This is a genomic window from Streptomyces sp. NPDC050842 (assembly GCF_044456565.1).
Classification (GTDB): domain Bacteria; phylum Actinomycetota; class Actinomycetes; order Streptomycetales; family Streptomycetaceae; genus Streptomyces.
The window spans coordinates 60,197-85,489 of the sequence record NZ_JBITGA010000015.1; the positions used below are offsets into that span (position 1 = coordinate 60,197).

At 70.8% G+C, this 25,293-nt stretch carries 21 protein-coding genes; 11 read left to right on the plus strand and 10 right to left on the minus strand.

The features are described from left to right. Positions 1 to 19 precede the first annotated feature (19 nt). A complete protein-coding gene (locus ACIBG6_RS36410) occupies positions 20 to 1,594 on the minus strand; it encodes a 4-hydroxyphenylacetate 3-hydroxylase family protein (protein WP_399227040.1) in 1,575 nt (524 codons plus the stop codon). Between the two features lie 209 nt (positions 1,595 to 1,803). On the opposite strand from ACIBG6_RS36410, the gene ACIBG6_RS36415 reads away from it, so the two are divergent. Continuing rightward, positions 1,804 to 3,141, plus strand: a complete 1,338-nt coding sequence (locus ACIBG6_RS36415) for an extracellular solute-binding protein (RefSeq protein WP_399227041.1) — start codon at positions 1,804 to 1,806, stop codon at positions 3,139 to 3,141. A gap of 60 nt (positions 3,142 to 3,201) precedes the next feature. Here ACIBG6_RS36415 and ACIBG6_RS36420 read toward each other — a convergent pair whose 3' ends face one another. Next, entirely contained in the window at positions 3,202 to 4,611 is a 1,410-nt protein-coding gene (locus ACIBG6_RS36420; protein ID WP_399227042.1) for a condensation domain-containing protein, read from the minus strand. Between the two features lie 182 nt (positions 4,612 to 4,793). Here ACIBG6_RS36420 and ACIBG6_RS36425 point away from each other — a divergent pair, with 182 nt between their 5' ends. The 6 genes from ACIBG6_RS36425 (at position 4,794) to ACIBG6_RS36450 (ending at position 10,636) form a co-directional block, all read left to right on the plus strand. Further along, positions 4,794 to 6,032, plus strand: a complete 1,239-nt coding sequence (locus ACIBG6_RS36425) for an acyl-CoA dehydrogenase family protein (protein ID WP_399227043.1) — start codon at positions 4,794 to 4,796, stop codon at positions 6,030 to 6,032. A 26-nt stretch (positions 6,033 to 6,058) separates the two neighbouring features. After that, positions 6,059 to 7,444, plus strand: a complete 1,386-nt coding sequence (locus ACIBG6_RS36430; protein WP_399227044.1) for an FAD-binding protein — start codon at positions 6,059 to 6,061, stop codon at positions 7,442 to 7,444. A gap of 125 nt (positions 7,445 to 7,569) precedes the next feature. After that, the gene (locus tag ACIBG6_RS36435; protein WP_399227045.1) at positions 7,570 to 7,929 is read left to right on the plus strand and encodes a YciI family protein; all 360 of its coding nucleotides are present in this window, start codon (positions 7,570 to 7,572) and stop codon (positions 7,927 to 7,929) included. Positions 7,930 to 8,005: 76 nt separating this feature from the next. Then, entirely contained in the window at positions 8,006 to 9,196 is a 1,191-nt protein-coding gene (locus tag ACIBG6_RS36440) for an acyltransferase family protein (RefSeq protein ID WP_399227047.1), read from the plus strand. Positions 9,197 to 9,228: 32 nt separating this feature from the next. Next, on the plus strand, positions 9,229 to 10,428 hold the full coding sequence (locus ACIBG6_RS36445; RefSeq protein WP_399227048.1) for a cytochrome P450: 1,200 nt from the start codon (positions 9,229 to 9,231) through the stop codon (positions 10,426 to 10,428). Positions 10,429 to 10,438: 10 nt separating this feature from the next. Further along, complete coding sequence (locus ACIBG6_RS36450) at positions 10,439 to 10,636, plus strand: ferredoxin (RefSeq protein WP_399227049.1); 198 nt, start codon at positions 10,439 to 10,441, stop codon at positions 10,634 to 10,636. 56 nt (positions 10,637 to 10,692) lie between these two features. Here ACIBG6_RS36450 and ACIBG6_RS36455 read toward each other — a convergent pair whose 3' ends face one another. The 7 genes from ACIBG6_RS36455 to ACIBG6_RS36485 form a co-directional block, all read right to left on the minus strand. Beyond that, positions 10,693 to 12,240: an MFS transporter gene (locus ACIBG6_RS36455; RefSeq protein WP_399227050.1), complete on the minus strand. Its 1,548-nt coding sequence runs from the start codon at positions 12,238 to 12,240 to the stop codon at positions 10,693 to 10,695. 118 nt (positions 12,241 to 12,358) lie between these two features. Next, the gene (locus ACIBG6_RS36460; protein ID WP_399227051.1) at positions 12,359 to 13,609 is read right to left on the minus strand and encodes an RNA polymerase sigma factor; all 1,251 of its coding nucleotides are present in this window, start codon (positions 13,607 to 13,609) and stop codon (positions 12,359 to 12,361) included. Positions 13,610 to 13,790: 181 nt separating this feature from the next. Then, a complete protein-coding gene (locus ACIBG6_RS36465; RefSeq protein ID WP_399227052.1) occupies positions 13,791 to 14,579 on the minus strand; it encodes an SDR family oxidoreductase in 789 nt (262 codons plus the stop codon). A gap of 88 nt (positions 14,580 to 14,667) precedes the next feature. After that, the gene (locus tag ACIBG6_RS36470) at positions 14,668 to 15,036 is read right to left on the minus strand and encodes a YciI family protein (RefSeq protein WP_399227053.1); all 369 of its coding nucleotides are present in this window, start codon (positions 15,034 to 15,036) and stop codon (positions 14,668 to 14,670) included. Between the two features lie 178 nt (positions 15,037 to 15,214). Then, entirely contained in the window at positions 15,215 to 16,231 is a 1,017-nt protein-coding gene (locus ACIBG6_RS36475) for an alcohol dehydrogenase catalytic domain-containing protein (protein ID WP_399227054.1), read from the minus strand. Next, on the minus strand, positions 16,228 to 17,466 hold the full coding sequence (locus tag ACIBG6_RS36480) for a cytochrome P450 (RefSeq protein ID WP_399227055.1): 1,239 nt from the start codon (positions 17,464 to 17,466) through the stop codon (positions 16,228 to 16,230). Before ACIBG6_RS36480 ends, ACIBG6_RS36475 begins: the two co-directional genes overlap by 4 nt. Positions 17,467 to 17,503: 37 nt before the next feature. Continuing rightward, a complete protein-coding gene (locus tag ACIBG6_RS36485) occupies positions 17,504 to 18,679 on the minus strand; it encodes an acyl-CoA dehydrogenase family protein (protein WP_399227056.1) in 1,176 nt (391 codons plus the stop codon). A 208-nt stretch (positions 18,680 to 18,887) separates the two neighbouring features. Between ACIBG6_RS36485 and ACIBG6_RS36490 the strand changes: the two genes are divergently transcribed. The 4 genes from ACIBG6_RS36490 (at position 18,888) to ACIBG6_RS36505 (ending at position 23,630) form a co-directional block, all read left to right on the plus strand. After that, on the plus strand, positions 18,888 to 19,304 hold the full coding sequence (locus ACIBG6_RS36490; protein WP_399227057.1) for an SgcJ/EcaC family oxidoreductase: 417 nt from the start codon (positions 18,888 to 18,890) through the stop codon (positions 19,302 to 19,304). A 43-nt stretch (positions 19,305 to 19,347) separates the two neighbouring features. After that, on the plus strand, positions 19,348 to 20,742 hold the full coding sequence (locus ACIBG6_RS36495) for an FAD-dependent oxidoreductase (protein ID WP_399227058.1): 1,395 nt from the start codon (positions 19,348 to 19,350) through the stop codon (positions 20,740 to 20,742). Between the two features lie 11 nt (positions 20,743 to 20,753). Then, positions 20,754 to 21,911, plus strand: a complete 1,158-nt coding sequence (locus ACIBG6_RS36500) for an epoxide hydrolase family protein (protein ID WP_399227059.1) — start codon at positions 20,754 to 20,756, stop codon at positions 21,909 to 21,911. Between the two features lie 90 nt (positions 21,912 to 22,001). Continuing rightward, positions 22,002 to 23,630 carry a PQQ-binding-like beta-propeller repeat protein gene (locus ACIBG6_RS36505; protein WP_399227060.1) on the plus strand — a complete coding sequence of 543 codons (1,629 nt, stop codon included), beginning with the start codon at positions 22,002 to 22,004 and terminating at the stop codon, positions 23,628 to 23,630. Positions 23,631 to 23,709: 79 nt separating this feature from the next. Here the strand turns inward: ACIBG6_RS36505 and ACIBG6_RS36510 are convergent, their stop codons facing one another. Next, a complete protein-coding gene (locus tag ACIBG6_RS36510) occupies positions 23,710 to 25,293 on the minus strand; it encodes an MFS transporter (RefSeq protein WP_399227061.1) in 1,584 nt (527 codons plus the stop codon).

A 25,293-nucleotide genomic window follows, 5' to 3' on the forward strand; every position in this document is an offset into this window, starting at 1 on the left:
TCTTCTCCGATGTGTGGGATCAGCTGTCGAGAAGGTCCTGAACGGATTGCCCCAGGTCGGGGAACGAAGAAAGGTCCGGGACCGTCCATCCGTTGAGGTCGTACTCCGCCATGCACTCGTCGACGAGGCCCTTGTAGGAATCCAGGTGCCCATTGGCCATCTGCGAGAACAGCAACTCGATCCGGGTGTTCTCGTGATTTCCCGCGTAGTTCAGCTCGTAGAGTTCATGACGCCCGCCGAATTCACTGCCCACGGCGTCCCACAGCAGTTTCATCAGCTTGACGCGGTCGACCGCCTCGACACCGCCGGATCCGCGGACGTACTTGTCCAGATACGGCCGGATCTCCGGATTGGCGAAGTCCCGGGAACTGGAGTTGACGTAGATCAGCCCGCTGGCCACGTCCTGCAGCACGATCTCCCTGATCCGCGGATAGCCGACCTGCATGAACCAGCGGTAGGCCAGGCCGTACTGGGGGTTGGGCAGCACCGCGCCGTTGTGCCAGGCGACCGGGTTGCGGGCGGCGGCGTCCGACAGACCCTGGAACAGGTTGCGCCAGGCCAGTACCTCACCCAGGCGGCTCTGCACACCGCGGAAGTCGCTCGTGCCGGTGATGTCGAGGGCCTTGGCCAGCAGCCCGGCGATGAACTCCAGCTTCACCGCGAGCCGCGTGCAGCCGTGGAAGGTGAAACGCTCGATGAAGCCCGACTGGCCGGTGAACATGCGGATCTTCTCCGGCTGGCCGTAGACGAAGACGTTCTCCCAGGGGATGAGCACCTTGTCGAGCACCAGGATGGTGTCGTTCTCGTCCAGCCGTGAGGACAGCGGGTAGTCGAACGGGCTGCCCATCGCCGCGGCCGTCGCCGTGTACGACGTGCGGCAGATCAGCTTCATGCCGGCGGCGTCCATCGGCACCGTGGCCACCAGCGCGAAGGTGCGGTCCTTGATCGGCAGGCCGTAGTGGGCGATGAAGTTGTAATGCGTCAGCGCCGAACCGGTCGCCACGACCTTCGCCCCCGACACCACCAGGCCGGCGTCCGTCTCCCGCTCGACATGGACGAACACATCGGCCACCTGGTCCGGCGGCAGACTGCGGTCGACCGGCGGGTGCACGATCGCGTGGTTCCAGTACAGGACCTTCTCCTGGGACTCGGCGTACCAGCGCCGCGCGTTGTCCGCGAACGGCTCGTAGAAGTCCGCGTTCGCGCCGAGCGTGCCGAGGAACGACGCCTTGTAGTCGGGACTGCGGCCCATCCAGCCGTAACTCAGCCGCGCCCAGGCGGCGATGGCCTGCTGGGCACCGACCAGGTCCTCGGCGCTGCGCGGGGTGGTGAAGAACCGGTGCGTGAAACCGTCGCTGCCGGTATCGGTCGGCGCCGTCAGCACCGGGCTGTGGCGCGGATCGTGCAGCGCGTCGTAGAGCCGGGCGACCATCCGGACCGGATTGTGGAACGCGGGGTGCGCGGTGACGTCCTTGACACGCTCTCCGTAGAGGTAGATCTCGCGATCGTCGCGGAGGCTGTCGATGTATTCCTGACCGGTCAGCGGACGCGTCTTCCGCACGGTCTTGTCACTGCCATCGCGACCCTCGGTCATCAGACGCCTTCCGTTTCCACCGCCTCGAAGGAACATCTCAGAGCGTGGCAGCCCGATCGCGCCCGGGCTTCTCTCAAGCTGCGCAGCCCGAACACCGCCCGAACCTCCGACTGGGCAACCTCAAAGATGCCCGTGCCGCAACGCGCACAAATCATTGGCAGGGCCCGAAGGCAGGCCCTCCGGCAAGACCTCCAAAGGAGAACACCCGAATGAGGAACCGCATCGACATTGACATATGGGTGCCGGTCTACCCGTTCATGCCGTACTTCCTGGACCGGACCCGAGAGCTCGCCGAGAAGTTCACGACCGCCCATCCCGAATACCGGATCCAGGTGACGGGCGCGGACTGGCTGGCCCTGCCGCAGGCCGTCAACGACGCGGCCCTCAAGGGCGCCGCTCCGACCATCGCGCAGTACTTCTACACCTCCACCCAAGAGGCCCGCGACGCCAAGAACCCCAGCGGCCGGCCGCTGTTCACCTCGGTGGAGCGGGCGATCGCGGGCCGCACCGAGATCCTCGGCGAGCCGGTCGTCCTCGACGACATCACCGACGCGGCCCGCCGCTACTACACCTTCGACGGCGAGGTGGCGGCCATGCCCCCGCTCACCTCCACCACCCTGCTCTACGCCAACACCAGCCTGCTCAAGCGCGCCGGACTCGACGACGCCCCCCGGACCTGGGCCGAGCTGGAGGCCGCCTGCCGCGCCGTCGTCGCGCTGCCCGACGGTCCGGCCCACGGGATCAGCTGGCCCAACCACGGCTGGCTGTTCCAGCAGGCCGCCGCCCAGCAGGGCGCGCTTCTCGCCGACCACGACAACGGCCGGACCGGCAGGGCCGAGAAGACGCGTCTGGACTCGCCGGCCATGGCGGCGTACTTCCACTGGTGGCGGCGGATGCACCAAGACGGGCTCTACCTCTACCGCGGCAGGCCGACGACCGACCAGAGCGACTGGGACGCCAACTTCCGTGCCTTCGCCGACCAGAACGTCGCCTTCACCCTCACGACCTCCGTCGAAGCCGAACGGATGATCGCCGCCGGCCGGGACGGCGGCTTCACGGTGCAGGCGTGCCGGATGCCGTACAACGAGCAGGTGCCCTACGCGGGCAACGTGATCGGCGGTGACGCGCTCTGGCTGGCGGACGGCCTGGACACGGACACCCAGGACGGGGCGCTGGCGTTCATGCAGTACCTCAACGCCCCGCGGGCCGCCGCCGACCGCCACCGCGACACCGGCTTCATCGCGGTCACCGACGGCTCCTTCCACCTGCTCGACCAGGAAGGATGGTTCGAAGCGAACCCGCACTTCCGCACGGCCCTGGACCAGCTCGCCGCCAACGACGGCTCACCCGCCGCGCAGGGCGCGGTACTCGGGGACTTCGCCGGGATCCAGCAGACCCTCACCCAGGCCATGCACGACGTCCTGGTCTCCGACGTCGACGTGCACACGAGCCTGACCCGCGCCAACGCCCGCGCCCAGCAGCTCCTCGACGCCTACAACGACGGGGTGCGCGGCCTGCGCCCCAAGGGGCCGATCACCGTCGGCTGAGCCGGGTCGGGTGCGGGGCCCGTCCGGCGCCCCGCACCCGCCCGCCGGGCGGCCCGCGGCTCATCCCGGAATGCCCAGCGGGGCATCCGGCGCGTCGACCACCTCCGACAGCGTCTGCCGGAACCGGTCGACCATCGCGGCCACCGAACTCTCGTCGTAGAGGTTGCTGTTGTACTGGATGCCCGCGACCACATCGCCGGCCGGGTCGAGATTGAGCGTCCACAGCGCACCGTTGGGCACGTCCGAGCCCACCGGCTGGGAATCCAGCCGGCGCCGTATCTCGGTGTACTCCAGATCGCCGATCCGAGTCCCGTCCAGCACGAACGGGAACGGGAACACCTGAAAGACACAGGCCGCCCGGTCGTCCTCCATGACCGGCCCCATCAGATCGGGCGCCTCCGCCAGGATGTGGACCGAGGCGATGTCGTGGGAGTACGCCTCCAGACAGGAGGTCCTGATCCGGGCCACCACCTCGGAGAAGTCCCGGCAGCCGGCCAGCTCGGTGCGCAGCGGCAGCAGGTTGAGGAACGGCCCGACCGTGTACTGGAACCGCTCCTGGTCGCGCCCGGGGGAGAACGTCGGCACCACGACGTCGGTGCTGCCGGTGGTCCGCTGGACCATGAGCGCGAACGCGCCGAGCAGCACCATGAACGGCGTGCTGCGCAGAGCCTTGGCCATGTCCACCGCCCGCGACACCAGAGGGGCGTCGATGCCGAAGCGGTACACCGCCGTGGACTCCGGCAGGCCGGACGACTTCGGCCGGTCGGTGGGAACGGACACGATGCGGGCACCGGCGAGGTTCTTGCGCCAGAAGTCGCGCGCACGCTCCGCCGCCGCGCTCGCCGCGAACTCGTGCTGCCAGGCGACGAATTCACGGTAGGGCAGAGCCGGCGGCAGTTCGGGCACCGCGTGACCACGGCGCGCGGCATACAGGCCGGCCAGATCGCGGATGATCCGCCGGACCGACCATCCGTCGGCCGCGGTGTGGTGCACGATCAGGACCAGAACCGACGAGGTCTCGTCGATGCGCAGCAACGTCGCCTTGATCAGGGGCAGTTCCCGCGCGTCGATCGTGCCGGACTCCACCTCGGTCAGCAGCCGCTCCGCCGCCCGCTCCCGCCCGCCCGCGTCGACACCGCCACCGTCGACACCGCCCCCGTCGACACCGGCCGCCTCCCGTACGTCCCACCGCACCGGGACCGGTGGCCGGACCCGCTGATACCAGCCCTCCTCGCCCCGCACGACTTCCGTACGCAACGCCTCGTGGCGGGCCACCACGTCGTCCAGGGCCTCTCGCAGGGTGTCGACGTCCACCGCTCCGCGCAGCCACCAGCCGTGGACGATGTGGAACCGCGGGCCGGACGGCCCCTCGTCGTCACCCCGGTCGAACCCGTAGAGGAACTCCTGATTCAAGGAGAGGGGAATCCTGCCGGCCGCGTCGCCGGCCCGTGACGTGCTGTCGTGGCTCATAGGGGGTCTCGTCCTCCCGCCGGGATCAGCCGAACGTTCCCGCCGAACCCTAGCCCCGACGATTGCGCGCGGGTTCTTCCGTCATGCTGGCAATCGGGGAGATGCGCCGGCGTATCGCGGGCGGGGACCGTGGCTGCCAGTGAGATCCATCCAGGAGTGAACGGCGAAGGAGCTGCGCTGGCATGACGGCCACCACGATTCCCGCTTCCGGGCCGCCGTCCCGGCCCGAACCCGATGTGACGCCCGCCGAGATCATCGCCAGGGCCGAGGCCATCGCGCCGACCCTCGTGGCCCGCCAGGCGGAGACCGAGCAGCGCACGTACTACGCCCAGGACACCCATGAGGCGTTCTCCGACGCGGGCTTCTACCGGCTGCTGGTGCCCCGGCGCTACGGCGGCTACGAGTTCGGCGTCGACACCTTCCTGCAGGTGTCGATGACGCTCGCCCGGGGCTGCCCCTCGACGGCGTGGATGTTCTGCCTCGGGGCCACCCACGCCCTCCCGGTCGCCTCGCTGTTCGGCGAACGGGCCCAGGCCGAACTGTTTCGCGGCGGCGACTTCATCTGCCCGGCGACCATCGTGCCCTCCGGCTCGGCCAAGCCGACACCGGACGGGGACTGGGCGCTGGAGGGAACGTGGAAGTACTGCTCGGGCTCCCCGTACGCGACGCACTTCCTCGGCCATGTCCCGGCTCCCGGCCCCGACGGACAGCCCGCGGCACCGATGCTCTTCGTCGCCCCGCGCAGCGAGTTCCGCCGCCTCGACGACTGGGGCGGCCAACTGGGCCTCAAAGGCAGCGGATCGCACAGCATCGTCATCGACAACGGCACGATCCCCGGGCACTTCGCGCTTCCCGGGACGCATATGAGCGAGGCCGACACCACCGGCGGCACACCGGGCAGCCGGCTGCACGCCAACCCCGAATACGGCGGCGGCCCCCTCAGCTTCATGCTGCTGGAAGTGTCCTCTCTCGCCGTCGGCATGGCCCAGGGCGCGCTGGACGCCTACGAGGAGCTCATGCGCTCACGCACCACCCTGTTCCCCCCGATCGTCACCCGGGCCGAGGACCCCGACTACCAGTTCTGGTACGGGGAGGCGGCCGGACTCATCGCGACCGCGGAAGCCGCCCTGCGCCAGGCGATCGCACAGTGGCGCGACCTGTGCGCCGACGGCCCCGGAGCCTTCACCCGGGAGCACGACCTGCGCATCGCCACCATCTGCCGCGAGGTCGTCCGGCTGTGCTGGCGCGCCGTGGAGGGGCAGCTGTTCCCCACGGCCGGTTCCAGCGCCGTCCGGCACGGCGAGCGCATCGAGCGGGTCTGGCGTGACCTGTCCACCCTGCACAGCCATGCCGGGATCGGCGTCCTTCTGAAATCGGTGACCACGCGGGAACTGGCCCGCGCCCACTTCGGCATCACGTAGCCGACACCCACGAAAGGAACCGGCCCATGACCGGGATCGACCCGCCGGCGGTGACGATCGCCCACCCCGGCCAGGCCTCGTTCGCCGCGGCGACCGCCGTGTTCAACCTGGCCGCTCCCCTCCGGCCCGCCGCGGCCGTCACGGTCCGCACCGCCGAACACACCCGGGCGGCCGTCCGGCACGCGGTCGCCGAACGGCTGTGGGCGCGGCCGCACACCAGCGGGCACGCCTCCGCCTCGGCCCGCCCGATGCACGACTCGCTGCTGATCCGCACCGAACCGTCCGGGCCGGTCGAGATCGACACCACGACCGAAACCGCCCGCGTCCCGGCCGGAACACGCTGGGGTGCGGTCGTCGAGGCGGCCGCCGCACACGGGCTGGCCGCCGCGCACGGGACGTCGTCGACCGTCGGCGTGGTCGGATACCTGCTGCGCGGCGGGATCAGCGTCTACGGCCGGCACACCGGGCTCGCCGTCAACACCGTCCGCGCCATCGAACTCGTCACCGCCGACGGCGAGTCGCGCCGCATCGACGCGGCCTGCGACCCGGAGCTGTTCTGGGCGCTGCGCGGCGGGGGCGGCGGCTTCGGCGTGGTCACCGCGGTCGAGATCGGCCTGTTCCCGGCGGCCCGGGTGATCACCGGTGCCGCGTTCTGGCCCGCATCGCACGGCCCCGAGCTGTTCTCCCGCTGGATCCGCTGGACCCATCACGCCCCCCGGGCCGTCACCACGGCACTGCGCGTGATGAACCTGCCGGCCGTGCCCGGCATCCCGCCCGAGCTGACCGGGGGACCGGTGGTGTGCCTGACCGGCACGGTCCTCGCCCCCACCGACGACGATCCGGCGCACGCCCGGCTACTGGCCGACGACCTCCTCGGACCGCTCCGCGCCGTCGCCCCGACGCTCCTCGACACCTGGAGCGACACCGCGCCGACCGCGGTGACCGCCTCCCACATGGACCCCGCCGACCCGGTGCCCGTGGTCGGCGACCACCTGCTGCTCTCCGCGCTCGACCAGGACGGAATCGACACCTTCCTCCGGCTGCTCGGCGAGGGATCACGCTCGCCGCTGGTCAACGCCGAACTGCGCCAGCTCGGCGGCGCACTCGCGACCCGTGCCCCCCACGGCGGCGCACTGAGCGCTCTCGACGCGGACTTCGCCTTCACCGCCGGCGGCCTTGCGGCCGATCCGGCCGCGGCGGACATGATCGCGGCGTACTGCGCCAAGGTCCGCTCGGCGCTGGCCCCCTGGGACACCGGATGGACCGCGCCCACCCTGGTCGAAAGCCCCGACCAGCCCCAGCGCCACCTGACGCCCGACGCGATCGCCCGGGCGGACCGCGTCCGCCGCCGCGTCGACCCGTCCGGAATCTTCCGCCACGACATCCCCCCGGGCGCCTCCGCCCGGTACTGACGACAAAGGAAAGGGAGGTCACGCGCGGCCGCAACGATGTCGAATCCCGGCCACCGGCACCGACGTACGGGCGAGTGACGTCTGCACAGGGCGTCCGCGACGTCAGGAGCGCAGGTGTGAAGTACATGCTGATACTGCACATGGACCCCGCCGCGTGGGACGCCCTCACGGACGCCGACCGCGCGGAGTTCGTGCAGGGACACCGCGCCTTCCACGACATTGTCGCGGAAGCGGGTGAACTGATCGCCGCGCACACCCTGGCCCACGTGTCGCAGAGCACCGTGGTCCGCGTGGTCGGCGGCGCCGTGTCGGTCACCCGCGGCCTGCCCGCCACCTCCCCGATCCAGTTCTCCGGCTTCTACCTGATCGACTGCGAAACAGCCGAGCGCGCCCACGAGCTGGCCGCACTCGTCCCCGAGGCCCGCACCGCCGGGCTGGGCATCGTGGTGCGGCCGATCATGCAGCCCTCCGGCATCGAGATGTGACCGCGGGCGCGCCCGCCCACCGGGACATCGGACCCTGTCGCCCAGCCATTCCATGCACGGGAGAAAGAGGTCGCACATGAGTTCGCCGTCACCTGCCCGTCCGAGAACACTGCGCTCACTGGAAGGGCTGCGCGCCCTCGCCGTCGTCTTCGTCTTCGCGAGCCACGCACTCGTCCTCGGCGCGTTCACCTCCGGCGACGCCGCCGCCGTCTTCAACACCGCGACCGGCGAAGGGCGCATCGGGTTCCTCGCCGTGTCGTTCTTCTTCGTCCTGAGCGGATTCGTCCTGACCTGGTCGGCCAAGCCCAGCCAGAGCGCGACCGGCTTCTGGCGGCGCAGGCTGATGCGCATCGGCCCCTGCCACCTGCTCATCGGCGCCATCGCCCTGACCCAGTTCGCCGCCGCGGGCGAGACGATCCGATGGGGCCCCGCACTGGCCAACGTCTTCCTGGTGCAGAACTGGTGGCCCAGCCAGGACCTGATCATGTACCAGTTCAACGGCGCCACCTGGACCCTGGCCGTCGAAATGCTGTGCTACGCGATGTTTCCCCTGCTGATCCGCTGGGTGCGCCGGCTCAGCACCCGAACCCTGTGGTACTGGATCGTCGGCCTGGGCGTCGTCGCCGTCCTGATCCCGCTGATCAGCTACCCCCTGCTCTCCGGATTCCCGCCGAGCAAGTTCTACCCCCTGGGCTCATGGCCGCAGCTGTGGGCGCTGTACTTCTTCCCGCCCGTCCGGGCCATCGACTTCGTCATCGGCATGCTCCTCGCCCGGATCATCGCCACCGGAGCATGGCCCAACATCCGGATCCTGCCCGCCGTCGCGGTCAACCTCGGCGTCTTCCTGCTCCTGTTCCAGCTGCCCATACCCTTCGGGATCGCCGCCCTCTACCCCATCCCCACCGCACTGCTGATCGGCGCCCTGGCCACCAGAGACCTCTCCGGCCGCACCACCATCCTCGGCAGCCGCTTCATGGTGTGGCTCGGCGAACTGTCCTTCTCCTTCTACATCATCCACATCACCGTCATGTTCGCGGTGCACGCCGCCTTCGCCGGCGACCTGGTCGGCTACGCCCACGCCTACACCCCGACCCAGTTCAGCACCCCCGTCGCCATCGCGTTCATCATCGCCCTCTACGCCCTGTGCGTCGCCCTGGCCTGGGTACTGAACAAAACCGTCGAACTGCCGGCCATGCGCCGCTGGAGCCGCCCCGCGTCCGAACGCGCCACCCGCCGCCCCGAACCCGAACCCCAGCCACAGACCTGACCACCCGTCATATCCACGAGAGGAGACGACCCATGGCCGACATCACCGACCCCCCGTCCTACCCGATGCCGCGAACCTGCCCGTACGCCCTTCCGGACGGATACCGCCAACTGCGTGAACGCCCGACCCTGGGCAAGGTCAAGCTGCCCAACGGCAAACTCGCCTGGGCCGCCACACGCTACGAAGACGTCAGGGCCATGCTGGGCGACAACCGGTTCAGCTCCGACCTGCGCCACCCCGGATTCCCGGTGATGATGGACCACCAGGTCCCCGCACCCGAGTTCTCCACCTCACTGGTGGGCATGGACCCGCCCGAGCACACACTGGCCCGCCGCGCGGTGGCCACCGACTTCACCCCGCGCAGCGCCCGGCTCATGCGGCCCCGCGTGCAGGAGATCGTCGACGAGTACATCGACCGGATCCTGGACGGGCCCCGTACCCTCGACCTCGTCGACGCGTTCGCCAACCCCGTACCCCTGCTCGTCATCTGCGAGCTGATCGGCGTCCCCTTCGCCGACCGCGACTTCTTCCTGCGGATCTCCCTGACGGTCATGAACGCCACCACACCCGAGGCCGGCGCCCAGGGCGTGGCGGAGCTGATGGGCTACATGGACAAGCTGGTGACCGGGAAGGAGAAGGAGCCGACCGACGACGTCATCGGACGGCTCGCCGCACGCCGCGGCGAGGCGGGCGTCCCCGACCACCGCGACCTGGCGGCCATGGCCTTCATGCTGCTGATGGCCGGACACGAGACACCCGCCAACCTCATCGGACTGGGCGCCATGCTGCTCCTGGACCGCCCCGACCTGCGCCGCGCCCTCAGCGACGACCCGTCACGCTGGCCGGCGGCCGTCGACGAGATGCTGCGCTACTTCACCATCGCGGAGATCGCCAACTCCCGCGTGGCCCTGGCCGACGTCGAAATCGGCGGCGTGCGGATCGCGGCCGGCGAGGGAGTGATCGGCCTGACGGTGGGAGCCAACCGGGACCCGGAGCGCTTCACGGACCCCGACACCTTCGACCTCGACCGCGGCGACCAGCGCAGCCTCGCCTTCGGGTACGGCACACACCAGTGCCTCGGCCAGCACCTGATGCGCATCGAACTGGAGGTCGCCCTCAGGACGCTGTTCGACCGCATACCCGGCCTGCAACTCGCCGAGCCCGTCGAAGCACTGCGGTTCAAGGAGGAACACGTCAACTACGGCCTGCACGCACTGCCGGTCACCTGGTGAGGGGGTACGCATGCGGATCCGCACCCACCGGGACACCTGCATCGGCGCTGGCCGGTGCTACCTCGTGGCGCCCGAACTCTTCGACCAGCGCGATGACGACGCGACCGTCGTCGTCCTGGCCGAGCAGGTGACGGGCACCGGGCTGGACAAGGCACGCGAGGCAGCCGACGAATGCCCCACGCGCACGCTGTACCTGACCGAGGAATAGGACACGGCGCGGCCCTCGGGGTGCGGCCGACCGCACCCCGAGGACCGCGCCGCCGTTCACTGCGGTGCGTCGGCTGCGCGGCCCTGCCGCTGGAAGTACACCCCGGCCAGGACCGCCAGCCCGATCAGGATGGCGGTGGAGACGCCGGCGACGACGTTCAGCCCGGTCAAAAACGCGTCGTGCGCCGAGTCCAGCAGCGCCGCCGAAGCGTCCGGCCCGAGGCGCGACGCCTCCGCGGCCGCCCCGGCGACGGTCTCGCGCGCACTGTCGGCGGCCGCAGGGTCCAGGCCCGCGGGCAGATCGCCGCTCACACGGTGGGAGTAGACCGCCGAGCCGATCGTGCCGAGGACCGCGAGACCGAGCGCGCCGCCCAGGTAGTTCGACGTCTCCGCCATCGACGCGGCCGAACCCGCCCGCTCAGGCGGCACCGATCCGACCACCAGGCCGGTGCCGAGCGCGAACATCGGACCGGCCCCCAGGCCGATGATCCCCGTGCCGAGCACCATCGGCCACGCCCCGTGCTCGTCGTTCACCACGATCAGCAGCGCCGCCCCGATCGCGGACAGCAGCAGACCGCCGATGATCGCGGTCCGCGGCGTGATCTTCTGCGTCAGCGCCGGCGTGGACATCGTCCCCACCGCCATGCACAGACCCATCGGCATGAACCACAGCGCCGAGGCCAGCGCCGAGTAACCGAGCACCGTCTGCAGCAGCTGCGTGACGGCCAGCGCCGTACCCGCCAGGACCATCCCCGTCAGCGCCAGCGCCGACAGCGTCAGCGTGAACGAGCTGTTCGCGAAGAGCCTGAGGTCGAGCAGCGGGTCCTCGGCGTGCAGCTGACGGCGCACGAACAGGGTGCCGAACACCAGACCCACGACCAGCGCCCCCCACGCGGCCACAGAGCTCCCGTTCCCCAACGACAGCGCCTTGACCGCGTACACCACCGGCAGGATCCCGAGCAGCGACAGCGCGACACTGGTCAGGTCGAGACGCCGTGCCTGCTGCGTGCGGAACTCCGGAAGCACCACGGGCCCGGCGATCAGCACCACCGCCGCGACCGGGATGGCCAGCAGGAACACCGCACCCCACCAGAACGGGACGAGGAGCAGCCCGCCGAACACCGGCCCGAGCGCGGCGCCGGTGAAGGTGCAGGTCGCCCAGATCGAGATGGCCTTCCCCCGCTCCCTGTCGTCCCGGAAGATGTTGCTGATCAGAGCGAGCGTCGACGGCATCAGCGTGGCGCCCGCCATGCCCTGCACACCGCGCGCCACGATCAGCATGTTCGGGCTGGTCGCCCAGGCGCAGACGAGCGAGGCCACGGCGAACACCGCCATGCCGATCATGAGGAGCCGGCGGCGTCCGATCCGGTCGCCGAGCGTTCCCATGGTGATGACCAGCCCGGCGACCATGAACCCGTAGGCGTCGGTGATCCACAGCTGCTGGGAATTACTGGCACCCAGGTCGGCGGTGAGCTCGGGCAGAGCCAGGAGCAGGACGTTCGCGTCGAGCGCGACCAGCAGCGTCGGCAGAGCGAGGACCGCGAGCGCCCACCAGCGCCGCGATCCGGTATCAGTGAGGCTTTGATCCTCCGTGGTGACCGACATGTCGTGTGGTCCTCTCGCTCGTCAGAGTGTCGTTCACGACGTCGTCGGAGCGAGAAGGGAAATCTTGCGCCCGATCACGGAACTTTTTCGCAAAGGCGCCCGCTCACGGCACCGCGGATCACCCGCCGCCGCCCACACGGTCCGCCCGCGACTCCAGGAAACGCCGCTCCGGAAGACTGGCCGTGCGCCGCGCCGCCTCCCGGTAGCTCTCACGCGCCCCGGCCGGGTCCCCGGCCATCTCCAGCAGATGACCGCGCACCGCGTGCACCCGGTGATGGTCGGCCACCCGGTCGTCCTCGGCGAGAGACCGCAGCAGATCCAGACCCGCCGCCGGGCCCTGAGCCATGGCCACCGCGACGGCGTGATTCAGCGTGACCATCGGATTGGGCGACACCTGCTCGAGCAGCCGGTACAGGATCACGATCTGCCGCCAGTCGGTCTCCTCCGCGCTCGGCGCGTCCGCGTGCACCGCGGCGATCGCCGCCTGCAGCTGATACAGGCCCATCGGCTCACGGGCCAGCACCTCCGTCGTCAGCGCGACACCCTCCTTGAGCGCCACCTGATCCCAGCGCGTCCGGTCCTGCTCGGCGAGCGGGATGAGATTGCCCTCCTCGTCGGTACGCGCCGGCCGCCGGGCGTCGGTCAGCAGCATCAGCGCGAGCAGGCCCGTCACCTCCGGAGTGTCGGGCAGCGCACGGCCCAGCGCGCGCGTCAGCCGGATCGCCTCACGGGTCAGCTCGACCTGGTGAAGATCCGCACCGGACGTACTGGTGTATCCCTCGTTGAAAATCAGATACAGCACGTGCAGGACCACACCGAGCCGCCCCGGCCGGTCCTCGGGCGGCGGCAGCTCGAACTTCGCGCCCGCCGCCCTGATGCGCTGCTTCGCCCGGCTGATCCGCTGCGCCATCGTCGCCTCCGGCACCAGGAACGCCCGCGCTATCTGGCTCGTCGTCAGACCACCGCACGCCCGCAGCGTCAGCGCCAGCTGGGACGACGGGGACATACTCGGATGACAACAGAGGAACAACAGGACGAGCGAATCGTCCTGGTCCGACGGGTGGAGATCGGCGGGACCGAACTCCGCGAGCTCGTCCGCCCGGACCATGGCCGCCACCGCCGCCTCCCGGCGCCGGCGCGCGATGTCGCTCCGGGCACGGTCGGCGAGCCGGCGATAGGCGACCCTCGTCAGCCAGCCGAGCGGATTGTCCGGGACACCGTCCTTGCGCCACTGCACGATCGCGTCGAGCAACGCGTCCTGCGCGGCGTCCTCACACTCCTCGAACCGGCCGTAGCGGCGCACCAGAGTGCCGACCACCTGGGGAATGAGCTCACGCAGCAACGCGCCGATATCGGTGGGGCGGTTCACCGGGATCCTCGACGGCGCCCCGGTAAAGCGGGGCGGACAAGAGCTGCGGCAGTCATACGACTCGGACCATCCCCTGCGGCTCGCGGCGCTGCCGAGCGGCGCGGCAGCCGGTGCCGACACCGTACAACAGGCCGACCGGCACTGCCCGGCAAGCACCGCGATCGCCACCGGGGCGCCCAGGTCAGTGGTGGTACTCACCGCAGTTGACGTCCAGGCAGTGGCCCGTGACGGCACGCGCCATGTCCGAGGCCAGGAAGATCACCGCGTCGGCGGTCTCCTCCGGACTCTGCACCCGCCGCAGATCCATCCCCGCGGCGACCTCGTCGTACCCCTCGTCAAGGGACAGGCCGCGCGCCGCCGCGAGCCGGCCGACGAAATCCTTCACCTTGTCGGTCCACATGGGGCCCGGAGCCACACTGTTGACCCGGATCCCCTCCGGGCCCAGCTCGGTGGCCAGGCTCTGGGCGAGCGACAGCAACGCCGACTTCGCCATCTTGTACGCGCCGCACGCACGTTTGGAGTGCCGCAGGACCGACGAGTTGACCATGACGATCGAACCCCGGCTCTCCCGCAGCGCCGGAGTGAACAGCCCCGACAGCCGCAGCGCCGCGTAGACGTCCACCTCCATGCCCAGCCGGATGTCGTCCAGCGAGGTGTCGACGAGCTCCGTATGGGGCGGCTCCACCAGCGCGTTGCTGATCAGGGTGTCGACCCGGCCGAACCTGCCGAGCGCGGCGGCGGCGAGCCTTTCGGCGGCGGCCGGATCGGTGATGTCCGTCGCCACCGCCAACGCACGCCCCCCCACCTCCTCGACGGCCTTGGCGACCTCGTCGAGATAGGACGCGGTACGCGCCGCGAGCACCACGTCGGCCCCCGCCTCGGCGCATCTGACCGCCAGTGTTCTCCCGAGCCCCGATCCCACACCCGACACGACGACGACCTTGCCGCGAAGCAACTCCGGAACCTTCATGAGCGCGTACGTCCTCTCGACATGGAGCGGGCGGACATCCTGAGGGGGAGTGGGACGCCCGGGGGCACGACGGCCCCCGGGCAAGGAGTCACGCGGAGGCGTCCTCGCTGAAGATGATCGGACGGACCTCGATGCCCAGGCCCTCGACCGCGGCGTCCGGGATCATCGCGGCGACCTCGTGGGCCCGCTCCCGGTCCTTGACGTCGACGACGTAGTAACCGCCCATGAGCTCCTTGGACTCCGCGTACGGACCGTCGGTCACCGCCGGGACCCCGCCGCGCACACGGACCACGGAGCTGTCGTCGGGCCCGGTCAGCGCCACGGTGCCGACGAACTCACCGCTCTCCTTGATCTTCGTCATGAACTCGCCGTGGCCCTGGAAGACGGCGTTGCGGTCCTCCTCCGACAGCGCGTCCATGACAGCGGCGTTCGGGTACATCATGATCAGGTACTTCACGGTGCTGCTCCTTACGGCGTGAGGCGTCCAGTGCGCCTCTTTCAGACCTTCGTCGGTGCCGAGACACGGTTCTCGACATCGCCACGAAAAAATTCTTTCCCGCAGTGGATCATCAGGCAACGCGAAGGCCCGGACCCGCAAAAACGCGGATCCGGGCCGAGCCTTGCGCACCATCCGGTCAGTAGGCCACGACCGCCCGGAACCTCACCTCGCCGGCCGCCGTCCTCGCGACGGCCTCGGCGACGTCCTCCTTCGAAAACACCTCGTACACCGGCGTCACCGCCCCCCGCCCGACCATGTCCAGGGCCTCGGTCAGATACTCCAGGCCGTTGTGCGTGGCGCCGATGACCTGCTGGCGCAGCGACCAGAACGGAGCCGTCGGCTCGATGGTGAACGCACTGTTCGGGTCGATGGTGGCCAGCACCATCCGGCCTCCCGGCCGCAGCCCCTGCAGGGCGTCGGTCGCGGCCCGGTAGGAGATGCCGGTGACCAGGATGACGTCGGCGCCGCCCGCCGCCCGCAGTCCGGCGCCGTCGGACACCACCGTGCCGGCGCCGAGCTCGCGCGCGAGCTCGTGCTTGTCGGGCGAGGAGGTGACGGCCACCGTGTCGAACCCGCACGCACGGGAGAACTGAACCGCCATGTGCCCCAGCCCGCCGATGCCCAGCACGGCGACCCGCTCATGCGGCCCGGGCTCCGCCGCCCGCAGCGCACTCCATGAGGTGTAGCCCGCGCACAGGACGGGCGCGGCCGCCGCGTAGTCGAGGCCGTCGGGCAGCAGCACCGTGCTCGCCGCCGTGACACACACGTACTCGGCGTGGCCGCCCTGGACGTTGAGCCCGGTCATCACCGACGCCGCGCAGTGGATCCCCGACTGACCGGTGAGCGGAAGATTACGGCGGCAGTACTCGCACCGCCCGCAGGTCTCCTGCACCCACGTCGTCCCCACCCGGTCGCCGACCTGCCGGCTGCTCACCCCGGGTCCGACCTCGGCGACCTCGCCCGCGGCCTCGTGCCCGATGACCGCCGGACTGAACGCCGGGAACGGGAACACGCCCTCGCCGGTCCAGATGTCGTTGTGGCAGACGCCGCAGGCGCGCACCCTGACCAGGACCTCGCCGGGACCCGGCCGGGGAGTGGGGATCTCCCGGATCTCCCAGGGCGCCTTCGGCGCGGCGATGACGGCGGCCTTCACCCGCGCTCACCGGCCGGGCCCAGGCGCACCGGCAGCGATTCCAGGCCGTTCATGATGAACGTGCTCTGCGGCCTGATCTCCTCGGGGGCGACGGCCAGTTCGATGTCCGGGAAGCGGCCGAACAGCGTGGGCAGCGCGATCCGCAGCTCGGCGCGGGCCAGCGGCATGCCGATGCACCGGTAGATCCCGTGCCCGAAGGAGAGGTGGGTCTTGTCCTGGCGGGACAGGTCGAACCGGCCGGCGCTCTCCCCGTGCACGGCCGCGTCCCGGCCGATGGCGGCGAACGCGACCAGCACCGGATCACCCTGACGTATCGTCACCCCGCCGACCTGGACGTCCTCGGTGGCGAACCTGAACGGCAGATGCGCCACGGGAGCCTCCGCGCGCAGCGTCTCCTCGATCACGTCGTCCCAGTCGGCCTCCCCCTTGCGGACCCGCGCCAACTGGTCCGGATGGGTGAGCAGCGCGTGGACGGCGTTGCCGATGAGGTTCATCACCGGCTCGGTCCCCGTCGCCAGCATCAGATGCAGGGTGCCCACGAGTTCCGACGGGCTCAGCCGGCTCCCGTCCGCTTCCTGCGCGGCGATCAGGTCACTGGTGAGGTCGTCGCCCGGCGCCCGGCGCTTGTGCTCCACGAAGTCGTGCATCTGCTGGTGCCAGCGCTCGACGTTCGCCGCCGCCTCTTCGGGGCTGGTGGTCGTGTCGACGTTCACCTCGCCGCCGCGCAGCAGCTCGGCGCGCTCCTGTTCGGGGACGCCGAACAGGTCGGTGATGACCCGCGCCGGCAGCGGATGGGCGAACCGCCTCTTCAGATCCACGGCCTCGCCGGGCGCCACCGCGGCCAGGTCGTCCAGCAGCTCCGCCGTCGCCTGTTCGATCACCGGGCGCATGGCCTCGACCCGGCGCGGAGTGAACGCCGAGGCCGTCAGCCGCCTCAGCCTGCTGTGGTCGCTGCCGTGCGCGGTCGTCAGGTTGTCCATCAGCACCCACCCGATGAGCGGGAAGTCCTCGCCGATCTCACCCTTGCGGAACGCGAGCCAGTGCTTACGGGGGTCCTTGGAGAACCGAGGATCGCCCAGGACCTGCAGGGCGGCCTCGTAGCCGGTCACCGACCAGGCCTTGACCGCCCCGGGCAGCTCGATGAGGGCCACCGGGCCCTGGCGGCCCAGCGCGGCGAGCTCGGCATGGATGTCGGAGCCGGTACGGTCGATGACGGTCGGGCGTTGCTGGGTCACTACGGCCTCCGGAGGCTGGGGCTGGGGCCCACGACGGCTACAGGTAGAGGGTGTTGGGCTCGAGCCCGCAGGCGATCCGGCCGTACAGCTCGTAGTTCGTGTTCGGGTGCAGGATGGCGTGCAGGTTGAGCGTCTGGACGTCCCGCTCGATGCGCTGGATCGGCACCGCGGTGAACACCGAGGAACCCCCGCTGGCGGTGGTGAGGATGTCCACGGCCTCCTTGGCGCGCTGGCTGACGGCGCCCAGGTCGAGCCGCACCCGGGCACGCTCCTCCAGCGTCCACTGCGCGCCGGCGGCGGCGTGGGTGTCGACCAGGTCGGCCGCACGCCGCGCGTGCCATTCCGCCTCGTCGATCTTGGTGATGGCCTCGGCGACCTGAAGGTGCGTGATCGGTGCCTCGGCCTGGCTCTCGTAGGTGGTGTAGCTGATCTTCCGTCCCGGCAGCCGCTCGAAGAAGCTGTCCTTGGCGGCCCGGGCAAGACCGACGGCGGGCGCGGAGACCGTGGCGCACGCGGTGGCCATGAACGGCGCCTTGAAGACGGGTGAGTCGGCGTTCGCCAGCGACCGGTGCTGCCCCTGCAGGACCGGCACCATCGGCAGGACCCGCGGTTCGGGGACGAACACGTCACGGGCCACCGTGGTGACGCTGCCGGAGCCGCGCAGGCCCGCCGTGTGCCAGTCGTCGATGATCTCCAGATCCGCCATGGGAAGCGCCACCATGATCGGCTGCGGGCCCTCCGGCGTCAGGAGGATCGCCGCGTTGGTGTTCCAGGAACTGTGCAGCGCACCGGAGTTGAACGACCACTTGCCGTTCAGGAGCACGCCGCCGTCGGTCGGGACGGCGGTGGCGGTCGGGCTCAGGATTCCCGACACCCGCACGTCGGGCTCCGCGAAGATCTCGTCCTGGACCTCGTCAGGGAACAGGCCGGCCATCCAGGTGCTGACCGCGAAGACCGAGGCGACCCAGGCGGTCGAGCCGTCGCCGCGGCCCAGCTCGGCGACCACGTCGACCACCGTGCGCATGTCGGACTCGTAGCCGCCGTAACGGGTGGGAACCCGCATCTTCAAAAGCCCGGACTCGGCCAGCGCGTCGACGGTCTCCTGCGGGAGACGCCGGTTCTCCTCGCCCCAGGGCGCGTTCTTCTGCAGCAGCGGCACCAATTCCGCGGCACGGCCGACGAGTTCTTCCCTGGACGGAATACGGTTCGACATCGGCGGGTTTCCTCCGGGATCAGACGACAGGGTGATCGACCTCGTCGAGGCTGGCATTCGCAACCGGCGCCCGCATCTCCCTGATTGCGGCGCGAGACGGCACGCGCCGCGGGACCGACAGGCGCAATCGGGAAGATGCGTCCCGCCGCGGACGCGTGTGAGCCTGACCGGCATCCGGAAATGCGACGTACCTGCCGAAGGAGAGGCCATGGCCGCCACCCCGCAGTTGGACACCGGCGACACCGACGCCCTGCGCGCCATCCCGCAGCACATCGTGGAAGCCTGGGCGGATCACGACGCCGACCGGTTCGCCGAGGTGTTCACCGAGAACGCGACCCTGATCCTGCCCGGCGACGTCTTCCTGACCAGCCGCGAGGAAATCCGCGCCTTCATGCGGAACGCGTTCTCCGGCCCCTTCAAGGGCACCCGGGTGACCGGCGCACCGCGGTCCGTCCGGCCACTGGCGCCCTCCGTCGCCGTGCTCGTCACCCAGGGCGGCGTCCTGGCCCCCGGGGACACCGAACCGACCGCCGCCCGCGCGATCCGCGCGACCTGGGTGCTGGTCAAGGAGGGCGCCGACTGGCGCATCGCCTCCTACCAGAACACCCCCATAGCCGGCGCGTGACCCAGCCCGGCGGGACACCCCGCGGGAGAAGGAGGTACCGGCGATGGGCCGCCCTGTAGGAGATCGCGTGGTCGTGCTCGGCGGCAGCATGGCGGGGCTGCTGGCCGCCACCGTCCTGGCCGAGTCGTACACCGAGGTCCTGGTCGTCGACCGGGACGAACTGGACGGTGCCACCGAGGCACGGCGCGGCGTCCCCCACGGACGCCACGCGCACGGCCTGGTCGCCCGCGGCCAGCAGATCTTCGAGGAACTCTTCCCCGGCCTGACCGAGGAACTGCGCACGGCCGGTGTCCGGCCGGGTGACTTCGGCAGCTCCATCCGCTGGTACTTCAACGGCCGCCGCCTCGCCACCGGCCACTCGGGACTGCTGTCGGTCCCCGCGACGCGCCCGGTCCTGGAGTACCACGTCCGCCGCCGCGTGAAGGCCATGGCCCAGGTCACCTTCCTCGAACGCCACGACATCCTCGGCCTGGAGACCAGCGCCGACGGCCGGACGGTGACCGGCGCCCGCGTCCAGCGCCAGGACGGCGGCGCCCCCGAGGTACTGCCGGCCGATCTGGTCATCGACGTCACCGGACGCGGATCGCGCACCGGGACGTGGCTGGAACAGCTCGGCTACCAGCGCCCGGAAGAGACCAGGATCAAGATCGACCTGGCCTACACCACCCGCCACTTCAAGCTGGACACCGATCCGTTCGGCAACGAACTGGCGATCATCCCGGTGGCCACCCCGGCCCACCCGCGGGGCGCGTTCTTCTACCGGATCCCCGGCGACGACGGCCAGGTACAGCTCTCCCTCACCGGCATCCTCGGCGACCACCCGCCCGCGGACCTGGACGGATTCCTCGCCTACACCAAGTCACTGCCCGTGCCGGACGTCTACGAAGCCGTCCGCCGGGCCACACCGACCCTGGACTCGGGAACACACAAGTTCCCCGCCAGCATCCGCCGCCACTACGAGCGCCTGACCCGGTTCCCCGCGAACTACCTCGTCATGGGCGACGCCGTGTGCAGCTTCAACCCCGTCTACGGGCAGGGGATGACCGTCGCCGCCCTCGAAGCGCTCGTCCTGCGGAGCCAGCTGCGATCCGGCGCGCCCGTGGACTTCAGGCGCTTCTTCCACGCCGTCGGCACGGCCGTCGACGCGCCCTGGGAGTTCTCCGCCGGCGCCGACCTCGGCTACCGCGGCGTCGAGGGACGCCGCACCCCCAAGATCCGCCTGGCCAACGCCTACGTCAACCGGCTCCACCACGCCGCCACCCACGATGCCGAACTCACCTCGGCCTTCATCCGCGCGGCCGGGCTCATCGACCCGCCCGCCGCGCTGATGCGCCCCAGGACACTCCTGCGCGTCCTGCGTCACTCGCTGCGCCCGCCGACCGGTGCGCCCGCCACCGCCGACACCGCGCCGGACCACGCCGCACGACACACCGGCTGAGAGGCACTGCCATGCGTCCCTTCCGTATCGACGTCCCCCCCGAAGCCCTGGACGACCTCCAGCGCAGGCTCGCCGCCACCCGCTGGCCGCAGGAGATGCCCGGCGCCGGCTGGCAGCGCGGGGTCCCGCTCGGCTACCTCAAGGAACTCGCCGAGTACTGGCGCACCGGCTTCAAGTGGCGCCAGGTCGAGGAACACCTCAACTCCTTCCCCCAGTTCCTCACCGAGATCGACGGTGTGGACATCCACTTCCTGCACATCCGCTCACCCGAGCCGGACGCCATGCCGCTGATCGTCACCCACGGCTGGCCCGGCTCGGTCGCCGAGTTCCTCGACGTGATCGGCCCGCTGACCGACCCGCGAAGCCACGGCGGCGACCCCGCCGACGCCTTCCACCTGGTCATCCCCTCGCTGCCCGGCTACGGCTTCTCGGGCCGCCCCCGCGAGGCCGGCTGGGACACCGAGCGCATCGGCCGGGCCTGGGCCGAACTGATGCACTGCCTCGGCTACCCGCGCTACCTCGTCCAGGGCGGCGACTGGGGCACACCCGTCTCGCTGCGCACCGCGCTGGCCGACCCCGAGCACGTCGCCGGCGTCCACCTCAACATGCTCCCCACCATCCCGCCCCAGGACCCGGCCGAGCCGGGACGCCTGGACGCCGCCGACCTCGCCCGCCTTCAGTTCGCGGCCACCTTCGAACAGGACGGCGCCGGGTGGCGAAAGATCCAGTCCACCCGCCCGCAGACCCTCGCCTACGGCCTCACCGACTCCCCGGTCGGGCAACTGGCCTGGATCGTGGAGAAGTTCAGGGAGTGGACCGCGCCCGGCCAGGCGGCGGAGATCCCGGTGAGCGACGACTGGCTGCTGACCAACGTCTCGATCTACTGGTTCACCGCCTCCGCCGGCCCCAGCGCCCAGCTCTACTACGAGTCCAACCGGCTGGACGCCGACTTCCTGCGGACCTGGACCGGCCCCTGGCCGCTGGCCATGCCCGTCGGGGTGGCCGTCTTCCCCCACGACGCCGTCCGGCCGATCCGCCGCTGGGCGGAGCGGATCCTGCCGACCCTCACCCACTGGTCCGAATTCGACCAGGGCGGGCACTTCGCCGCCCTGGAACAGCCGGAGCTGTTCGTCGGCGACCTCCGCGCGTTCGCACGTGACTGCCGCTGAGACCGCGGCCCCCACCCCTCCTCCTGGGACATCAGCCCCCTTTGAGCAGCCCGCGGCCGCGGACCGGCACCGGGCGGAAATGAGACCGGCTTGACAGCCAAGGCAAGCGTGCGGACCCGCGGGGCCAGACGGATCGGAGCGGGCCGGATCGGAGCGGGCCGGATCGTCCTGACGGGGCTGGCCCTGATCGGCACCCTGGTCGCATCGGCGTGCAACAGCCCGCGGAGCGCGGGCCCGGCGGCGCCGCCGGACCGGCCGGACCGGACGGCCGGCGCCGGCCAGCGACCGGCCGACTGGCCCATCGCCAACGGCGATCTCCTCAACACCCGGGCCACCACCCGCACCCCGATCAACTCCAAGAACGTCCGGGACCTCAAGGTGAAGTGGCGCCTCCCGCTTCAGGGCAAGCCCACCTTCGCCGGCCTGATGGCCTCCAACCCGATCGTGGTGGGGGAGACGGTCTACCTCATCGACCTCAACTCCAACGTCTACGCGGTCAACAAGGACACCGGCCAGGTCCGCTGGAAGCGGCAGTTCGACGACCCCAACGTCGGCCCGAACGGCGTCGCCTACAGCAAGGGCCTGATCCTGGGCACCACCTTCACCAGCGCCTACGCCCTGGACGCGCGGACCGGCCGGACCGTGTGGTCCAGGAAGCTGATCGAGGACAAGAAGGGCGGCATCGACGTCGCCCCCCAGGTCTACGGCGACACCGTCGTGGTCAGCACCGTCCCGTCGACCTTCGGACAGTACGTGCCGGGAACGATGGGCATCGTCTGGGCCCTCGACATCGCCACCGGAAAGCCGAAGTGGAGCTTCAACACCGTCAAGGACGGCGATCTGTGGGGCCACCCGGAGATCAACTCCGGCGGCGGCCTGTGGTTCCCGCCCGCCATCGACAGCCACGGCCGGATGTTCCTGGCCGTCGGCAACCCGGCGCCGATGCCCGGCACCCCCGAATACCCCAACGGCAGCAGCCGCCCGGGCCCGAACCTCTACACCAACTCCCTCGTGGCGCTGGACGCCAAGACCGGGAAGCTGCTCTGGTACCAGCAGGCCCTGCCGCATGACATACGCGACTACGACCTCCAGATCTCGCCCATCATCACCACCGTCGCCCTGCGCGGTGTGAAGACCGAGATCGTGATCGTGGCGGGCAAGATGGGCAAGGTCTTCGCCTACCGCTCCGACGACGGCAAGCCGCTGTGGACCCGCCCGCTCGGTATTCACCTCAACGACGTGGGCCCGCTGCCGGACAAGCCGACCACCATCTACCCCGGGGTCCTGGGCGGGGTGGAGACACCGATGGCCGTCGCCGAGGGGCGGGTCTTCGTGCCCTGGGTCGACCTGCCGTCCGAGATGAGCTCGACCGGCGGCATGACGTATCCGGGAACGGACGCGGGCCGCGGCGGCCTCGCGGCACTCGACACCAAGACCGGCGAGGTCCGCTGGAAGCGCGATCTGCCCCAGATGCCGCTCGGCGCCGCCACGGTCGCCAACGACGTGGTCTTCACCACCACCTACGACGGCCGGATCTTCGCCTTCCACACCCGCACCGGCAAGACCCTGTGGACCCAGACCACCCGGGCCGGCATCAACTCCTTCCCGGCCATCAGCGGCGACATGCTGCTGGTGGGCGCGGCGGTCGCCGGGACCGGGAAGGACGCGAAGACCGAACTCGTCGCCTACTCCCTGGATCCCGGCAGCCCGCGCGACTGACACCGGCTGGTAGAGCGTTCCCGACGGCGCAGCCCCGGACCGCATCACGGTCCGGGGCTGCGCCGCGCGCGCCGGGGGATCAGGACAGTCCCACAGCGTCCGCGTCCGCGTCCGTGTCCTCGGTCTCCCGCCGCCGGCCGGTGGGCGGGACATGACGCAGCAGGGCGGTCACCAACGCCGCCGCGGCCAGCAGCAGGACACCCGCGACGGCCACCACACCGTGCACTTCCGTGGCGAACGCCGCACGCGCCGCGCCCAGGAGCGCCTCGGCCGTCCGGGGCTCCAGCCCGTGCGCGGCCTCCACGGCACTGGCGAGGGACTCCTCGGCCGCTGACACGCCCAGCGCGGGCAGCCCCGCCGGAAGATCGAGCACGCCCCGGTAGACCGCGGTCCCGAGACTGCCCAGGGCCGCGATGCCCAGCGCGAAACCGAGCTGCCCGCTGGTCTCGTTCAGCGCCGCGGCGGAACCGGCCTTCTCCTGCGGGGCGGAGCCGATCACCAGGCCCATCCCGAGGGTGACCATCGGACCCGAGCCGAGGAAGACCAGCGCGAACCCGGTGATCAGCAGCCCCGGCCCGGACCCGGCCCTAACCTGCGTGATCAGCGCCATGCCCAGGACGCAGACGAGCAGACCGCAGCCGATGACGTACGCGGGACGAAACCGCTGCCCGAGCCAGGGCGCCACGACGAACCCGACCGTGTTGGTGACGATCGCCGGCAGCATCCACAGACCCGCACTCAACGGGCTGTGCCCGTAGAGGAGTTGCAGCGACTGGGTGACGAAGTACATCACCGCACCGGTGAGCATGGTGCCGAGGAACATGCTGAGCAGAGCGGCGCGGAACCGGCGGCTGGAGAACAGGGCGAGGTCGAGCAGCGGGCTGTCCAGCCGGCGCTGACGGCGGGTGAACGCGACACCGAAGCCGACGCCGGCCAGCACGGCGACGGCCGGCAGGATCCGCCAGCCGTCCGTGGCGAGCTCCTTCATGCCCCAGACGGCCGGGAACACGGCGGCGATCGACTGAAGGACGCTGACGGGGTCCAGGCGCCCGGCGCCAGGATCCCGGTACTCCGGCAGCAGCACCGGCCCCACGACCAGCAGCACTGCCAGGGCGGGCACGCCGAGGAGGAACGCCGAGCCCCACCAGAACCGGGCGAGCATCGCACCGCCCACCAGCGGGCCGACGACGGCGCCGACGGAGAAACACGCCCCCCAGATCCCGATCGCCGTACCGCGCTGCCGGGGATCTCGGAACATGACGGAGATCAGCGAGAGCGTGGACGGCGCCAGCGTCGCCCCGGCGACACCCATGACGGCGCGCGCCGCGACCAGCATCCCGGGACCGGTGGCGTAGGCCGCGCCCACGGACGCGACGCCGAAAGCGGCGGCGCCGATGAGCAGCAGCCTGCGCCGGCCGATCCGGTCGCCGAGCCGGCCCATGGTGATCAGCAGACTGGCGAGCACGAACGGATAGACGTCGGTGATCCACAACTGCTGGACACCGCTCGCACCCAGCGCCGAGGACAGCTGGGGCAGCGCGAGCAGCATGACGTACACGTCGATCGAGACCAGCAGCGTCGGCAGGGCCAGCACGGCCAGCCCGATCCACTGCCGCCCGCCGGCGCGCGGCGCCGGGGCGCCCGATATCGCGGTGGCACTCAT

Coding starts and splice junctions, on each gene's coding strand:
- ACIBG6_RS36410 (WP_399227040.1), bottom strand. CDS start 1,594: ATGACCGAGGGTCGCGATGGCAGTGACAAGACCGTGCGGAAGACGCGT.
- ACIBG6_RS36415 (WP_399227041.1), top strand. CDS start 1,804: ATGAGGAACCGCATCGACATTGACATATGGGTGCCGGTCTACCCGTTC.
- ACIBG6_RS36420 (WP_399227042.1), bottom strand. CDS start 4,611: ATGAGCCACGACAGCACGTCACGGGCCGGCGACGCGGCCGGCAGGATT.
- ACIBG6_RS36425 (WP_399227043.1), top strand. CDS start 4,794: ATGACGGCCACCACGATTCCCGCTTCCGGGCCGCCGTCCCGGCCCGAA.
- ACIBG6_RS36430 (WP_399227044.1), top strand. CDS start 6,059: ATGACCGGGATCGACCCGCCGGCGGTGACGATCGCCCACCCCGGCCAG.
- ACIBG6_RS36435 (WP_399227045.1), top strand. CDS start 7,570: ATGCTGATACTGCACATGGACCCCGCCGCGTGGGACGCCCTCACGGAC.
- ACIBG6_RS36440 (WP_399227047.1), top strand. CDS start 8,006: ATGAGTTCGCCGTCACCTGCCCGTCCGAGAACACTGCGCTCACTGGAA.
- ACIBG6_RS36445 (WP_399227048.1), top strand. CDS start 9,229: ATGGCCGACATCACCGACCCCCCGTCCTACCCGATGCCGCGAACCTGC.
- ACIBG6_RS36450 (WP_399227049.1), top strand. CDS start 10,439: ATGCGGATCCGCACCCACCGGGACACCTGCATCGGCGCTGGCCGGTGC.
- ACIBG6_RS36455 (WP_399227050.1), bottom strand. CDS start 12,240: ATGTCGGTCACCACGGAGGATCAAAGCCTCACTGATACCGGATCGCGG.
- ACIBG6_RS36465 (WP_399227052.1), bottom strand. CDS start 14,579: ATGAAGGTTCCGGAGTTGCTTCGCGGCAAGGTCGTCGTCGTGTCGGGT.
- ACIBG6_RS36485 (WP_399227056.1), bottom strand. CDS start 18,679: ATGTCGAACCGTATTCCGTCCAGGGAAGAACTCGTCGGCCGTGCCGCG.
- ACIBG6_RS36490 (WP_399227057.1), top strand. CDS start 18,888: ATGGCCGCCACCCCGCAGTTGGACACCGGCGACACCGACGCCCTGCGC.
- ACIBG6_RS36495 (WP_399227058.1), top strand. CDS start 19,348: ATGGGCCGCCCTGTAGGAGATCGCGTGGTCGTGCTCGGCGGCAGCATG.
- ACIBG6_RS36500 (WP_399227059.1), top strand. CDS start 20,754: ATGCGTCCCTTCCGTATCGACGTCCCCCCCGAAGCCCTGGACGACCTC.
- ACIBG6_RS36510 (WP_399227061.1), bottom strand. CDS start 25,293: ATGAGTGCCACCGCGATATCGGGCGCCCCGGCGCCGCGCGCCGGCGGG.